The 14,567-nt window shown below is 58.7% G+C and carries 15 protein-coding genes and 1 tRNA gene; 11 read left to right on the forward strand and 5 right to left on the reverse strand.

The window, feature by feature from the left end; genetic code table 11:
• Window positions 1-24: 24 nt before the first annotated feature.
• The 3 genes from QFX16_RS07170 to QFX16_RS07180 all read left to right on the forward strand — a co-directional run bounded on the left by QFX16_RS07170 (window position 25) and on the right by QFX16_RS07180 (window position 3,186).
• Window positions 25-612: a sigma-E factor negative regulatory protein gene (locus tag QFX16_RS07170; RefSeq protein WP_283183374.1), complete on the forward strand. Its 588-nt coding sequence runs from the start codon at window positions 25-27 to the stop codon at window positions 610-612.
• Window positions 613-620: 8 nt separating this feature from the next.
• Window positions 621-1,577 (forward strand): MucB/RseB C-terminal domain-containing protein, encoded by a 957-nt coding sequence (locus QFX16_RS07175; protein WP_283183375.1) that lies wholly within the window; start codon window positions 621-623, stop codon window positions 1,575-1,577.
• 181 nt (window positions 1,578-1,758) lie between these two features.
• Entirely contained in the window at window positions 1,759-3,186 is a 1,428-nt protein-coding gene (locus QFX16_RS07180; protein WP_283183376.1) for a DegQ family serine endoprotease, read from the forward strand.
• A 74-nt stretch (window positions 3,187-3,260) separates the two neighbouring features.
• Here QFX16_RS07180 and QFX16_RS07185 read toward each other — a convergent pair whose 3' ends face one another.
• Window positions 3,261-4,694, reverse strand: a complete 1,434-nt coding sequence (locus QFX16_RS07185; protein ID WP_283183377.1) for a M48 family metalloprotease — start codon at window positions 4,692-4,694, stop codon at window positions 3,261-3,263.
• 98 nt (window positions 4,695-4,792) lie between these two features.
• On the opposite strand from QFX16_RS07185, the gene QFX16_RS07190 reads away from it, so the two are divergent.
• Window positions 4,793-5,032, forward strand: coding sequence for a sulfurtransferase TusA family protein (locus QFX16_RS07190; protein WP_007930235.1), 240 nt, complete (start codon window positions 4,793-4,795; stop codon window positions 5,030-5,032).
• A 31-nt stretch (window positions 5,033-5,063) separates the two neighbouring features.
• The gene (locus QFX16_RS07195; protein ID WP_283183378.1) at window positions 5,064-6,134 is read left to right on the forward strand and encodes an AI-2E family transporter; all 1,071 of its coding nucleotides are present in this window, start codon (window positions 5,064-5,066) and stop codon (window positions 6,132-6,134) included.
• Between the two features lie 37 nt (window positions 6,135-6,171).
• Here QFX16_RS07195 and QFX16_RS07200 read toward each other — a convergent pair whose 3' ends face one another.
• Together QFX16_RS07200 and QFX16_RS07205 are read right to left on the reverse strand one after the other, a co-directional pair.
• Window positions 6,172-6,645, reverse strand: coding sequence for a peroxiredoxin (locus QFX16_RS07200; protein WP_008153083.1), 474 nt, complete (start codon window positions 6,643-6,645; stop codon window positions 6,172-6,174).
• A gap of 10 nt (window positions 6,646-6,655) precedes the next feature.
• On the reverse strand, window positions 6,656-7,216 hold the full coding sequence (locus QFX16_RS07205; protein WP_008034925.1) for a glycine cleavage system transcriptional repressor: 561 nt from the start codon (window positions 7,214-7,216) through the stop codon (window positions 6,656-6,658).
• A gap of 328 nt (window positions 7,217-7,544) precedes the next feature.
• Here QFX16_RS07205 and dapA point away from each other — a divergent pair, with 328 nt between their 5' ends.
• From dapA to QFX16_RS07230, 5 genes are all read left to right on the forward strand, one after another.
• Window positions 7,545-8,423 carry a 4-hydroxy-tetrahydrodipicolinate synthase gene (gene dapA / locus QFX16_RS07210; RefSeq protein ID WP_074874285.1) on the forward strand — a complete coding sequence of 293 codons (879 nt, stop codon included), beginning with the start codon at window positions 7,545-7,547 and terminating at the stop codon, window positions 8,421-8,423.
• A 17-nt stretch (window positions 8,424-8,440) separates the two neighbouring features.
• On the forward strand, window positions 8,441-9,556 hold the full coding sequence (bamC, locus tag QFX16_RS07215; RefSeq protein ID WP_283183379.1) for an NlpB/DapX family lipoprotein: 1,116 nt from the start codon (window positions 8,441-8,443) through the stop codon (window positions 9,554-9,556).
• Between the two features lie 4 nt (window positions 9,557-9,560).
• Window positions 9,561-10,319, forward strand: coding sequence for an MBL fold metallo-hydrolase (locus tag QFX16_RS07220; RefSeq protein WP_283183380.1), 759 nt, complete (start codon window positions 9,561-9,563; stop codon window positions 10,317-10,319).
• A gap of 28 nt (window positions 10,320-10,347) precedes the next feature.
• The gene (purC, locus tag QFX16_RS07225) at window positions 10,348-11,061 is read left to right on the forward strand and encodes a phosphoribosylaminoimidazolesuccinocarboxamide synthase (RefSeq protein ID WP_008034929.1); all 714 of its coding nucleotides are present in this window, start codon (window positions 10,348-10,350) and stop codon (window positions 11,059-11,061) included.
• 83 nt (window positions 11,062-11,144) lie between these two features.
• Window positions 11,145-11,234: transfer RNA gene (locus QFX16_RS07230), tRNA-Ser, on the forward strand.
• A gap of 297 nt (window positions 11,235-11,531) precedes the next feature.
• Here QFX16_RS07230 and QFX16_RS07235 read toward each other — a convergent pair.
• On the reverse strand, window positions 11,532-12,950 hold the full coding sequence (locus tag QFX16_RS07235) for an MFS transporter (RefSeq protein WP_283183381.1): 1,419 nt from the start codon (window positions 12,948-12,950) through the stop codon (window positions 11,532-11,534).
• A gap of 158 nt (window positions 12,951-13,108) precedes the next feature.
• Here QFX16_RS07235 and QFX16_RS07240 point away from each other — a divergent pair, with 158 nt between their 5' ends.
• A complete protein-coding gene (locus tag QFX16_RS07240; RefSeq protein ID WP_283183382.1) occupies window positions 13,109-13,723 on the forward strand; it encodes a helix-turn-helix transcriptional regulator in 615 nt (204 codons plus the stop codon).
• 16 nt (window positions 13,724-13,739) lie between these two features.
• Here the strand turns inward: QFX16_RS07240 and QFX16_RS07245 are convergent, their stop codons facing one another.
• A complete protein-coding gene (locus QFX16_RS07245; protein WP_283183383.1) occupies window positions 13,740-14,477 on the reverse strand; it encodes a class I SAM-dependent DNA methyltransferase in 738 nt (245 codons plus the stop codon).
• Window positions 14,478-14,567: the final 90 nt, after the last annotated feature.

Consider the following 14,567-nt stretch of genomic DNA (forward strand, 5'->3'; position numbering starts at 1 on the left):
GGCGACAGCCAAGAGAGGAACGCCATGAGTCGTGAAGCCCTGCAGGAATCGCTGTCCGCAGTGATGGATAACGAAGCGGACGAATTGGAATTGCGTCGGGTATTGAATGCCTTTGACGATGTTGAAACCCGTGATACCTGGGCTCGTTATCAAATCGCTCGGGCAGTTATGCACAAGGATTTGCTGCTTCCACGTCTGGATATCGCTGCGGCAGTCTCTGCTGCGCTGGCTGACGAAGCCGTACCTGCAAAAACCACCCGTGGTCCGTGGCGCAGCCTGGGTCGTCTGGCGGTCGCTGCTTCGGTAACCCTCGCCGTACTGGCAGGTGTTCGTCTGTATAACCAAGACGAGATCGCTGGGGTCGAACTGGCTCAACAATCCAGTCAACCAGGTCTGGCCGTTCCTCAGGTCAAGGGTCCAGCTGTATTAGCAGGCTACAATGAGAGTTCGGAAGCCACTGGCCCTATGGCCAACGGCGTATTGCAAGGTCAGCCAGGCTGGCACGATCAGCGTCTGCCAGGCTACTTGCGCCAACATGCTCAACAGGCTGCACTGAAAGGTACTGAGAGCGCTCTGCCTTACGCTCGTGCAGCAAGTCTGGAAAACCGTTAAGGAGGATCATGCGCGCCATCCCTCTACTTACGCTTCTGCTCGGTGGCTGGTTTGTTGTTCCAGCCCATGCTGATGAAGCCCAGGACTGGTTGACCCGTCTGGGCCAAGCCGAGCAACAGCAAAGCTTTCACGGTACATTCGTCTACGAGCGTAACGGTAGTTTTTCTACCCACAACATCTGGCACCGCGTCCAGGATGGCAAGGTCCGCGAGCGGTTACTCCAGCTCGACGGCTCGGCACAGGAAGTCGTGCGTATTGATGGGCGTACTCAATGCGTTAGCGGCATTCTGATAGCAGGGCTTGGAGATTCCTCCAGCTCCGCTGCTCGTACACTCGATCCACAAAAACTAAAGAATTGGTACAACCTTGCCGTCATTGGCAAGTCGCGTGTGGCCGGGCGTGCGGCAGTAATCGTTTCACTGACACCTCGCGATCAGCACCGCTACGGTTTTGAATTGCATCTGGATAAAGAAACCGGCCTGCCTCTCAAATCATTGCTTTTGAATGAAAAAGGGCAATTGCTGGAGCGATTCCAGTTCACGCAACTGGATACCGCCGATGTTCCGTCCGACAGCGACTTGCAGCCTGGCGCCGATTGCAAAACGGTTGCCCTCGACAGCAACAAGGCTTCTGCAATCAAGACGGCGCAAGTATGGCGTTCGGACTGGTTACCACCTGGTTTCGAGCTGACCAGCAGTACCTCCCGCAAGGATCCAGAGACCAAAACCCAAGTCAACAGTCTGATGTATGACGATGGTCTGGCCCGTTTCTCGGTTTTCCTTGAGCCGTTGAATGGCGCAACAATTACTGACACTCGCACCCAGTTGGGGCCGACCGTTGCAGTTTCCCGACGCTTGACTACCCCGCAAGGCGAGATGATGGTGACCGTGGTCGGTGAGATTCCGATTGGCACCGCCGAACGGATTGCGCTATCCATGCGCAGCGACGCCACTGCAACCAAGTAGTGAGCTGAAATCGAAATGTTTGGTGAGCATTTCAACTTGCAAATATCCCCGATTTTTTCTATAGGTCAGAGCCCCTCGGCTCTGGCCTTGTTTGTTGTTCTCGGAACAAAAATACCGGCGTATTGTTCCCGGTGTTCCTTGCTCCATATCGCTTAACCATGCTCGTCGTAACGGGAGCCGTATGTCGATACCACGCTTGAAGTCTTATCTCTCTATTTTTGCCACCGTGCTGGTGCTTGGTCAGGCGGTCGCTGTTCAAGCGGCTGAGTTGCCTGACTTCACACAGTTGGTCGAGCAGGCCTCGCCCGCGGTGGTGAACATCAGTACCACGCAGAAACTACCGGATCGCAAAGTGAACGAGCAGATGCCCGACCTTGAAGGCTTGCCGCCCATGTTGCGCGAGTTCTTCGAGCGCGGTATGCCGCCACAGCCGCGTACGCCCCGCGGTGATCGTCAGCGTGAAGCCCAATCTCTGGGTTCGGGCTTCATCATCTCGCCTGATGGCTACATCCTGACCAACAACCATGTAATCGCCGACGCCGACGAAATTCTCGTTCGTCTCGCCGACCGCAGCGAATTGAAGGCCAAGCTGATCGGCACCGATCCACGCTCCGACGTGGCGCTGTTGAAAATCGAAGGCAAGGATCTGCCGGTCCTGAAACTCGGCAAATCCCAGGATCTGAAAGCCGGCCAGTGGGTCGTGGCTATTGGCTCGCCATTCGGTTTCGACCATACCGTGACTCAAGGTATCGTCAGTGCCATCGGTCGCAGCCTGCCGAACGAAAACTATGTACCGTTCATCCAGACCGACGTGCCGATCAATCCAGGTAACTCTGGTGGTCCGCTGTTCAACCTGGCCGGTGAAGTGGTGGGCATCAACTCGCAGATTTACACCCGTTCCGGCGGCTTCATGGGCGTTTCGTTCGCGATCCCTATCGATGTCGCAATGGACGTTTCCAATCAGCTCAAAAGCGGCGGCAAAGTCAGCCGTGGCTGGTTGGGTGTAGTCATCCAGGAAGTGAACAAGGACCTGGCCGAGTCCTTCGGTCTGGATAAGCCAGCCGGCGCGCTGGTGGCTCAGATCCAGGATGACGGCCCGGCTGCCAAGGGTGGCCTGCAAGTAGGGGATGTAATCCTGAGCATGAACGGCCAACCGATCGTCATGTCTGCCGATCTGCCACATCTGGTGGGCGCGCTGAAGGCCGGCTCGAAGGCTGATCTGGAAGTGATTCGTGAAGGTAAGCGCAAGAATGTCGAATTGACTGTCGGCGCTATCCCGGAAGAAGGCAAAGAGCTGGATGCGCTGCCGAAATCCAGCACCGAGCGCAGCAGCAATCGGCTGGGTGTTTCGGTGGCTGAGCTGACGGAAGAACAGAAGAAAACCTACGACCTCAAAGGCGGCGTCGTGATCAAGGAAGTCCAGGACGGTCCTGCTTCTCTGATTGGCCTGCAGCCAGGCGATGTGATCACTCACCTGAACAATCAGGCAATCGGTTCTGCCAAGGAGTTCACGGATATCGCCAAGGCGCTGCCAAAGAACCGCTCGGTGTCGATGCGGGTTCTGCGTCAAGGTCGCGCCAGCTTCATCACCTTCAAACTGGCTGAGTAATCCGGTTGTTGGCTAAATAAAAAACCGCCTCGAAAGAGGCGGTTTTTTATATCTGCAATTTTTTCTGACAAGCGTCAGCCCATCATGTCCTTGATCATGCGCTCCTGTTCCATCAGCTCACGTAGCCGTGCGTCGATTCGAGATGACAGCGGGAAGTTGGTGCCTGCCTTGCGCTTGGCGAAATCCAGTTGCTGGATGGCCTGACGGTAATCCCCGACCAGGGCGAAATACTCGGCGCGGGCCTGATGCAGGCCGATGATGTTGCCTGACAGGCCGCGAGTCTCGGCCACCATGTACCAGACGTCCGGATCGTCAGGCCGGCTCTTGAGCAGATTCTCCAGTGCTTTTTCCGCGTCGGGCGCACGGTTCTGCTTGAGCAGCAGGTCAACACGCACCGAGTTCAGCGGGTAGTTGCCGGGATACTGAGTCAACATTCGGTCAACCCGGGACTGGGCGTCCGGCAGACGATTGTTGGTGATGTCCAGATCGACCTGCGCCAGGTTGTAGATGATCTCGTTCGGCGACTTGGCCAGCAGCAACTTAAGGTTTTCCCGTGCTTCATTCAGCTGGCCGCCCTTGATCTGGGCGATGGCCAGGCCATAGCGAGCGACATCGTTTTTCGGGTTTTCATCAAGCTGGGCGCGAAAACGTTTGGCGCCCAAGCCTGGAGTTTCTTCATAGATCAACTGGACCCGTGCACGAATCAGCTGATAACGCATAGAGTCTTCGATGCCGCCAGGTTTTGCCTGTTCGGCGCGGTTGCGCGTGTCAGCGATCCGCGACTCGGTCACCGGGTGAGTCAGCAGAAATTCCGGTGGCTTGGCGTCAAAGCGGTACTGGCGAGCCAATCGCTCGAACATGGTCGGCATTGAGCGCGGGTCGTAACCGGCCTTTTCCAGATTGAGGATGCCGATGCGGTCAGCTTCCTGTTCGTTCTGGCGAGAGAAACGCCGCTGTTCCTGAATGGCCGCCGCCTGTGTACCCGCAATGGCCGCGATCCCGGCATCGCCGGCGCCAGCTGCGGCAATCACGATCCCGGCCAGCAGCGCGGCCATCATCGGCACCTGCATGCGCTGTTGGGCTTCGACGCCACGGGCGAAGTGGCGCTGCGACAAGTGAGCCAATTCGTGAGCGAGTACGGAAGCGTATTCGCCTTCGGTCTGGGCATTGAGGAACAAGCCGCCGTTAACCCCGACAATGCCGCCCGGTGCCGCGAAGGCATTGAGCTGCGGGCTGTTGATCAGGATGAACTCCAGGCGCCGGTCATTGACTTGGCTGGTTTCCACCAGGCGGTAGACGCTGGATTCAACGTAGTCCTTGAGCTGCGGATCGTTGAGCTGCGAAACCTGGCTGCGCAACAGCGCCAGCCAGGCACGGCCCAACTGATGTTCCTGTTGCGGCGAGACGATGGCAGAACTGGCGTCGCCGAGTGACGGCAGGTCGTCGGCGAAGCCCGGTGAGGCGAGCAGGCAAGCGAGCGTCAGCAGGGTAGGGCGCAAAAAAGTCATGCACAAAGCCTTAGTCGACAAAGACCTTACTGTAGCCGGACACTACGCTTCGGACCAGATATTCTAGCCGCTCGACCACCTGACCCCGGAGTGATGCAATGACCGACGCTGTAGCCCATGACGCCGAGCTCGACGCCAGCGGCCTGAACTGCCCCTTGCCGTTGCTCAAGGCCAAGATGGAACTCAATCGACTGGCCAGCGGCGCAGTGCTGAAGGTAATTGCCACCGATGCGGGCTCACAGCGCGATTTCCGCACCTTTGCCCGATTGGCCGGTCATACGCTGCTTCGTGAAGAAGATGAAGCGGGTGTTTACCGCTACTGGTTGAAAAAAGCCTGAATTCTGCTGCGTTCGTTTCTAAGGATTATTGATGTTCAAAGTGTTGCGCGACTGGATTCAGCGCTACTTCTCCGATGAAGAGGCTGTTGTGCTGGCGGTCCTGCTGTTTCTGGCGTTTACCGCCGTGCTGACGCTGGGCGGCATGCTTGCGCCAGTGCTGGCCGGGATGGTCTTGGCGTATCTGATGCAAGGGTTGGTCGTCACTCTCGAACGCCTGCGCATGCCTGGCGGGGTGGCGGTGGGGTTGGTCTTTGCGTTGTTCATGGGGCTATTGCTGGTGTTCATCGTGGTTGTGGTGCCGTTGCTCTGGCATCAGTTGATTACGCTGTTCAACGAGTTGCCCGGCATGCTCGCCAAATGGCAGTCGCTGTTATTGCTGCTGCCCGAGCGCTACCCGCATCTGGTATCCGATGAGCAGGTGCTGCAGGCCATCGAAGTGGCGCGGGGCGAGATTGGCAAGTTCGGTCAGTGGGCGCTGACGTTCTCGCTGTCGAGTCTGCCGTTGCTGGTGAACATCATGATCTACCTGGTGCTGGTGCCGATCCTGGTGTTTTTCTTTCTCAAGGATCGGGAGATGATCGGTCAGTGGGTGCGGGATTACTTGCCCCGTGAGCGGGCGCTGATCACCCGCGTCGCTCATGAGATGAACCGGCAGATCGCCAATTACATTCGCGGCAAAGTCATCGAGATTTTCATTTGCGGTGGCGTGACCTACATCGGTTTCGTTGTTCTGGGCCTCAACTACGCGGCGCTGCTGGCATTGCTGGTGGGCGTGTCGGTGGTGGTGCCTTACGTCGGCGCCGTGGTGGTGACCGTGCCGGTCATGCTGATTGCGCTGTTCCAGTGGGGCTGGAGCGATCAGTTCATCTATTTGATGGCGGTCTACGGGATCATCCAGACGCTGGACGGCAACGTGCTGGTGCCGCTGTTGTTCTCGGAAGCGGTCAATCTGCATCCGGTGGCGATCATCTGCGCGGTATTGTTGTTTGGCGGGCTGTGGGGCTTTTGGGGGGTGTTCTTTGCGATTCCGCTAGCAACCCTGTTCAAGGCTGTGCTGGACGCCTGGCCGCGCAAAGAGCCGGTGGTGGCACCGCTGTTGTGAAGCGTCTGTGGGAGCTGGCCCCCACAGAAGTCAACGATCAGGCCTTGTTCAGCGCCTGAGCTGCAGCCAATACCGCATCCACATGGCCCGGCACCTTCACTCCGCGCCATTCCTGACGCAGCACGCCGTCCTTGTCGATCAGGAACGTGCTGCGATCAACGCCCATATACTCCTTGCCGTAGAGCTTTTTCAGCTTGATCACGTCGAACTGCTGGCAGAGCGCTTCTTCCTTGTCGCTGATCAACTCGAAGGTGAACGCCTGCTTGGCCTTGAAGTTTTCGTGTGATTTAAGGCTGTCGCGGGACACGCCAAAGACTTCGGTATTGGCGGCTTTAAAGGCGTCAAGCTGGTCACGAAAGCCCTGACCCTGAGTGGTGCAGCCTGGCGTGCTGTCCTTCGGATAGAAGTAAATCACCACCTGCTTGCCTTTGAGGCTCGCGAGGTTGACGGTCTGCCCGCTGGTGGCGGGTGCTTCGAAGTCGGCAACCGGTTGGTCGATGGCAACGGCCATGAAAGCTTCCTTACATTGGGTTTTGTGGGCGCCACGGTTCGATCAGGGCATCCAGGTTCAGCGCGTCGGCGAAATCCAGGAACTGATCGCGCAGCCAACTGATCTGCACACCTGCCGGCAAGGTCACGGTAAACGTGGCATTGAGCATGGTGCCGCCGGTTTGCGGAGCCTGATAGGTGTCGCAGGTCAGGTTTTCCAGTTCGACGTTGTGGTCCATGAAGAACTGGCACAGCTCGTTAATGATGTCAGAGCGATAAGCCGAGCTGACATAAGCGACGTATGGCAGTGCCTGAGGACGATTCTCCAGCGCCGCGCTGCGCACCACATTGACCGTAAAGGCGTGCTTCTTGGCGAGGCTCGGCAGGCTGCCTTCGAGGCGCGCCAGGGCGTCCCAGCTGCCGGAGATCTCGAGGATCAACGCGCTGCACTCGCCATGACGCGTCAGGCGAGAGGTGACCACGGCGCAGCGGTTTTCATGGCTGGCGCGGCACAGGACGTTAGTCAGCTCCATGGGGTTGGCGCCGAGGGCACTGATGACAAGGAATTGTTCGCGAACTGTGGGGGTGGACATGCAGCATTCCTAAAGCGATGAGCGGTCGATACTTCTACGGGCTTTTTTACCGGGAGCGAGCCTGCGGATGCGAATTCAAAAAACCCGAGCCGCAAGGTTGCAACGTGCTCCAGAGTGGCAAGAGCGAGGGGTGGCAACGCTGGATCGGGGCTTGTGATGCCGAAAATGGAGGCTGGAACCCGGCGTACGAGCTTATCAGTACCGATCAAAGTCTGAAGGGTAGCGAAAAGCAGCGCCAAGGGGAATGGCAGCAGCGCAGTACTTCGCTTGTACAAGCATCTTGGCGCCAGTACCATTACCGCTCTCTTTTTCCGGCAGGAGCGGTTTCATGATTGCGGGCAGTATGGTGGCACTGGTCACACCCATGGATGCACAAGGGCGTCTTGACTGGGACAGCCTCAGCAAACTCGTGGACTTCCACCTTGAAAACGGCACCCATGCCATTGTCGCGGTCGGTACTACCGGCGAGTCGGCAACCCTCGATGTAGACGAGCATATCGCCGTCATCAAAGCCGTGGTCAAGCAGGTCAATGGCCGTATTCCGGTCATTGCCGGTACCGGCGCCAACTCGACCCGCGAAGCCGTAGAACTGACCCGCAACGCCAAAGAGGCCGGAGCCGACGCCTGTCTGCTGGTCGTTCCGTACTACAACAAGCCGACTCAGGAAGGGTTGTACCTGCACTTCAAGCACATTGCTGAAGCGGTCGACATTCCACAGATCCTCTACAACGTTCCTGGCCGCACCTCCTGCGACATGCAGGCCGAGACCGTGATTCGCCTGTCCACTGTGCCGAACATCATCGGTATCAAGGAAGCCACCGGCGACATGAAGCGTGCCAAGGCAATCCTTGATGGCGTGAGCAAGGACTTCATCGTGCTGTCCGGCGATGATCCGACCGCTGTCGAGCTGATCCTGATGGGCGGCAAGGGCAACATCTCCGTCACCGCCAATGTCGCCCCGCGCGAAATGGCTGACCTGTGCGAGGCCGCGCTCAAGGGCGACGCCGAGACTGCACGGGCAATCAACGAAAAATTGATGCCGCTGCACAAGGATCTGTTCATCGAAGCCAACCCGATTCCGGTGAAGTGGGCTTTGGTCGAAATGGGCCTGATGCACGAAGGCATTCGCCTGCCGCTGACCTGGCTGAGCGCACCTTGTCATGAAACGCTTCGCACGGCCCTGCGCCAGTGCGGCGTCCTGGTTTAATTGAGGAAGTACTACGCATGAAGCGATTGGCCGGACTTTCCGCACTTGCCTTGATCATCTCCAGCACCAGTGGCTGCGGATGGGTCTGGGGCCCGGAAGGTTATTTCCGTGACCGCGGTAGCGATTACCTGGAAGCGCAACAGACTGCACCCATGCAATTGCCGTCGGATGTCAGCACCGCCAAACGTCTGGATCCGCTGTTGCCGATCCCGCGCAACGTGGCCGATGACACCGTCAAGGGCGAGTACATCGTGCCTCGTCCGCAGCCGTTGTCGGCAGGGGCTGACGCCAGCGCCTACTCCCTGCAAAAGACCGGTGATTCGCGTTGGATCGTCGCTCAGAACCCGCCGGCCGAAGCCTGGCCAGTGGCTGTGCAGTTCTTCCAGGACAACGGTTTCCGTCTGGACGAACAGCGTCCGCAAACCGGCGAATTCACCACCACTTGGCAGCATTCCGACGAACTGTCCGCCGCGATGGCCAAGCGCCTGAGCGCAGCCGGTGTCGGCGCCGACAGCGAAACCCGCGTGCGGGTCCGCATCGAGCCAGGCGTGCAGCGCAACACCAGTGAAATCTACGTGGTCAGCGCCGAGCGTCCTGCCGGTAGCACCTCCGACGTGGCCTTCACCAACCGTTCGGTCAACACTGGCCTGGACGCGGCACTGGTCGACGACATGCTCGCGAGCATGAGCCGCACCTCGGAGAAGGGCGGTTCGGTCTCCATGCTGGCTTCGCGTGATTCCGATACGCCAAGTCGTGTCAGCCTGAGCGAAGACGGCAGCGGTAACCCAGTCCTGAACGTCGGCACCGACCTGGATCGTGCCTGGTCGAGCGTCGGTCGTGCGTTGGAACAGGGCGAATGGCGCGTTGAAGACATCAACCGCAGCCTGGGTCTGTACTACATCAACCTGGCCGAAAAAGCCGAGAAGAAGGACGAGAAGCCAGGTTTCTTCAGTGGTCTGTTCGGCAGCAAGCCGGACAAGGAAGAAGTTGAAGCCCGTGCCGAGCGTTATCAGGTTCGCCTGAGCAAGGTTGGCGACAACGTCCAGGTCACCGTCGAGAAAAACATCAACACCGTGGCGCCGGCAGAAGTGGCGCGCAAGGTATTGAGCGTGATTCAGGACAATCTGGGCTGATCACATGCGTTTTGCCGTTCTCGGCAGCGGTAGCCAAGGGAACGGCACGCTGATAGCCAGCGCTGACACGTATGTGCTGGTGGATTGTGGTTTCTCCCTGCGGGAAACCGAAAAACGCCTGCTGCGCCTGGGTGTGAACCCTGCGCAGCTGAGCGCGATACTCGTGACCCACGAACATACCGACCACGTGCATGGCGTGGGTTTACTGTCTCGGCGCTACAATCTGCCTGTCTACCTCAGTCGCGGTACCCTGCGCGGGATGCGCAAACCAATTGAACCGGCTGGCCTTCTGGCCGGCGGCGAGCAACTGCAGATCGGCGCACTGAGCATCGGCGTCATTGCCGTGGCCCATGATGCACAGGAGCCGACGCAATACGTCTTCAGTGACGGTGAGCGGCGTTTCGGCCTGTTGACCGACCTGGGCTCGTATTGCAACAAGGTGCTGGACGGCTATCGGGACCTCGATGCGTTGATGATCGAGTCCAACCATTGCCGTGACATGCTGGCTCGCGGTCACTACCCGTACTTTCTCAAGCAACGGGTAGGCGGTGAACTGGGGCATTTGAACAACCATCAGGCGGCATTCCTGGTGTCCGAGTTGGGCTGGCAAGGCCTGCAACACCTGGTCCTGGCCCATCTGAGCAGTAAGAACAACCTGCCGCAGCTGGCCCGGCAATGTTTTGTCGACACTCTCGGGTGCGACCCGGACTGGCTGCAACTGGCCGATCAAGATTCAGGGCTCGACTGGCGACACATCGCCTAGCCCACCTACTTAGCAAGCGGAGCCCATCATGGAAAAACGTGAAGAACTCTACCGCGGCAAAGCCAAATCGGTTTTCAAGACCGACGACGCTGACCGCTTGATCCTGCTGTTTCGCAACGACACTTCGGCGTTCGACGGCAAGCGCATCGAGCAGCTCGACCGCAAAGGCATGGTGAACAACAAGTTCAACGCCTTCATCATGCAGAAACTCGAAGCAGCCGGCGTGCCGACCCAATTCGACAAACTGCTGGGCGACAATGAATGCCTGGTGAAGAAGCTCGACATGATCCCGGTCGAGTGCGTCGTGCGTAACTACGCCGCCGGCAGCCTGGTCAAGCGCCTGGGCGTCGAAGAGGGCATGAAGCTCAACCCTTACACCTTCGAACTGTTCCTGAAGGACGACGCCAAGGGCGACCCGTTCATCAACGAATCCCACGTTGTGGCCTTCGGTTGGGGCACCGCCGAGCAACTGGTTCGCATGAAAGAACTGTCACTCAAGGTCAACGAAGTCCTGAGCAAACTGTTCGACGACGCTGGCCTGCTGCTGGTCGACTTCAAACTCGAATTCGGCGTGTTCTCCGACGGCTCCATCGTCCTGGGCGACGAATTCAGCCCGGACGGCTGCCGCCTGTGGGACAAGGCGACCGGCAAGAAAATGGACAAGGACCGCTTCCGTCAGGGCCTCGGTGACGTCATCGAAGCCTACGAAGAAGTTGCCAATCGTCTGGGCGTACCGCTTTAATCGACGCAAGCATCTGATAGCACGGAAAAATTTCGCTTAGGGGGTTCGCTTCCGGCAAAAGTGTTGTTATGATGCGCGCCGTTGGAGAGATGCCAGAGTGGCCGAATGGGACGGATTCGAAATCCGTTGTACCTTCACCGGTACCTAGGGTTCGAATCCCTATCTCTCCGCCATATCTATACTTAAAGGCCCCATTTTATGGGGCCTTTTTGCTTTCTGCTGTTTCTGTTCCCCCATTTGTTCCCTTGCGCGGCCTAGCTCTCTGGGTGCTACAGCTGTGGTCAGTCAGCGCGCTATCGTCGTCCTGCCGCACCGATGGCAAATAAGGAAAAACGCCGCTTTTCTCGACATGAGAAAGCGGCGTTTTACTGGGTTTTTCACCGTAGAGCTTGAAATCAAAAAGCTCCGGTCTCCGGCTTAAGTGAACAGCATTGCGGTCAACACCGTTTTTTATTGTCGCTAGAGCCGCTTCAGGCCGCTGCGAGGTCTGGCCGAATGCGCGTCGAACGGACTGCGGTCACCAACGCCAGAATCGGCGCAATGGTGAACAGCGCAAACAGCCAGCGCGCGGCGTTGGCGGTGCCTTCGGCGTTGGAAGGGTCGTTGAGCCCGGCCATGTTGGCGATCATGCCGGCCAGTGCGGCGCCCAGCGCGGTGGCGAACAGTTGTACGGTGGTGATGGAGGATGCGGCTGAGTCCTGGTCTTCGGCCGAGGCCACTTGCAGGACCCGGGTCAGCAGGTGTGGCCAGCCGATGCCGATGCCGAATCCCACCAAGGTCAGGGCAATGCAGATTGGGGCGAGCAGCGCCCAGTCTCCGCCACTGTTGAACGGTGTGGCGACGGCGAGGATGATCAGTCCGACCAGTACAAACACCGGGCCGCTGATGATTGCGCGGCGCACGCCACGCTCGCGCCAGCCGGAGCTCATCACTTCAGACAACGTCCAGCCAGCGGCCATGAGGGCCGCCAGGTAGCCGGAAATCAGCGGTGTTTGCCCGTGCAGGGTTTGCAGGAAGTACGGTACGAAGATCTCGCTGGTCATGCCGATCACCAACAGTCCCATGGTCGCGTACAGCGCACAGAGTGGGGTATTGAGCCGCAAGGCGTCCTTGGGCAGCAGTCGCGTCAGGGTGCTGGATTCATGACGAACCAGGAAAAATACCAGCAGCAGGCAGAGGCCTATGCCAAGCAGGTTCCAGGTTGGAAGCGACGAGGCGCTGCCGGCGCATACCGATAGCACTGCCGCGGCCAGCAGAAACAGTTGCAGCAAGGGCAAGCGGCCCACGGGCGGTTGGTTCATGTCACGTTTGGGCAACACGTTGCTGGTCAGCAGGATGTACGCCAACGTCACAGGGACCAACGAACCAAAGGCGGCGCGCCAGGCATCCATTTCAGCAAAAATGCCGCCGATGGCCGGGCCGATCAGCGTGGCGATCCCCCACATACCCGAGACCAGAGCCATGGCTCGAGGCCAGAGACGCTCTTCGAACACCAACTGAATCATCGAGTAGCACAGGGCGAACATCAAACCACCGCCCAGGCCTTGAACCGAGCGACCGACCAGCATCACCGGCATACTCGGTGCCAGTGCGCAGATGAGGCTGCCGATGAGGAAAAGTAACGCGGCTATCGCATAGGAAACGCGTGGCCCTGTGCGTTGCAGGACTTTGGCCGTGAGCGCGGAGCCCAGGATGGATGCGACGACGAAAAGTGTGGTGTTCCAGGCGTACAGGTCGAGCCCGCCGATTTCCTTGACCACGGAGGGCAGGATGGTCGTGGCGATGTAAATATTGATCGCATGCAGCGCAACGCCTCCTGACAGTGCGATGGATCGCGCGGCGTTTTTTCCGGAGAGTAAATCGCTCCAGCTGCTTTCTTCCGTAGACATACAACCTCCTGCTGTGACTCGCGACCCGACGGATTGCGAGAGTCAATTGCCTGATTTCAAGGCTTGGGTTAGATTTACCAAGTAAATTCTTTAAATATTGAAGCTGCGGGGGCCGTTATTTGTCAAGAAAATACTTGGAAAAACAGGATGAAGTCTTGATGTCGCCAGCCGACCGACTGCTTTACATGCTCAAGACCCTTGGCCCGCAATTGGCGGCCGATGCCGGACGCGCACTGGGTACCACGGGGGAAGCGGCGCGCCAGCAGTTCGTCAAGCTGGCCGCCAGCGGCCTGGTGCACGCTCAGTCCGAGGTCCGGGGCGTCGGACGCCCGTCGCAGGTCTGGCATCTGACAGCTGCTGGCCATGCGCGGTTTCCCGATACCCATTCGGAACTGGCCGTGCAGCTCTTGCAGACCGTGCGCGAGACCTTCGGCCCCGAGGCCATCGATCGTCTGATCGATGTTCGCGAGCAGCAGAGTCGTACCTTGTACCTGCAAGAACTGGCCGGTGCCGAGACCCTTCAGGAACGGGTCAAACGCCTTGCGGCCCTGCGTGCCCGTGAAGGCTATATGGCCGAGTGGAGCGAGCAACCGGACGGGGCCTTCGTGTTGATCGAGAACCATTGTCCTATCTGCGCGGCGGCGGCCGCGTGTCAGGGTTTCTGCCGTGCCGAACTGAATGTGTTCGAGCAGGTTCTGCAAGCCAGGGTTGAGCGCGTGGAGCACATTCTGATGAATGCCCGCCGTTGCGCTTATCGCATTACCCCGGTCTGAAGAACCCACCGGACGCTCATTTCTGGCACACCAGCCCCACCTGATCGCAATTGCGTTGAAAGTCGTACCAGTATGCTTCGCCAAATTCGTCCAGATGCTTTTGCGGGATCATCGGGACGACCCATTCGAAGTGACTAAAACCGGCTCGTCGGATGGCGCGCTCGTAGACCTCACGGCTGAGGCGATAAAAGTGGAAGGGCACCGGTGGCTCGATGACGAACTGCGCATCACAGGAGAAGCCGCCCTCTATGGGCTCTTCACTGAGGATGGTCAGGCCGTAGCGGGTGAAGTTGCAGATCCCCAGGCGGAAGTCCGGGTTAGAGGTGTAGGCAATCAACCGACCGCCAGGCAGCAGGCTGTCGTGGATGTTGACCAGCATCTGCACCAGGGTTTCCTCGCTGTCGGCGTAGCACAGCAGCCAGACGGCACTGACCAGATCGAAGCTGCCCAAGTGAGGCATCAGCGCCACGTCATGCACGTGGTACTGCAGGTTCGGCACGTCCAGGCTGTCCTTGATCGCAAGCTTGATCATCTCGCTTGAGATGTCGACACCCACCACTTCATCAGCCCCGCGTTCGATCATTTGTCGGGCGAAGAACCCATGGCCGCAGGCCAGGTCGAGCACTCGCTTGTTGTTCACATCGCCGAGCATGTGGAAGAAGGTGTTGACCTCCACCTCTCGCTCGCTGGCCTTGCTGATGGCCTGGTCAAACTTTTCGCCGATACCGTCGTAGATTGCCACGTAGTTGTTCATGGTGCGGATGTCCTGGGAAGTAGGGAGATACAGCAAAGTCCGGCAACCGCTGCCGAGATAACGATGGGCAACGGTTGCAGCGGGGGGAGG

Origin of the sequence: Pseudomonas svalbardensis (genome assembly GCF_030053115.1) — a bacterium.
Lineage (GTDB): Bacteria > Pseudomonadota > Gammaproteobacteria > Pseudomonadales > Pseudomonadaceae > Aquipseudomonas > Aquipseudomonas svalbardensis.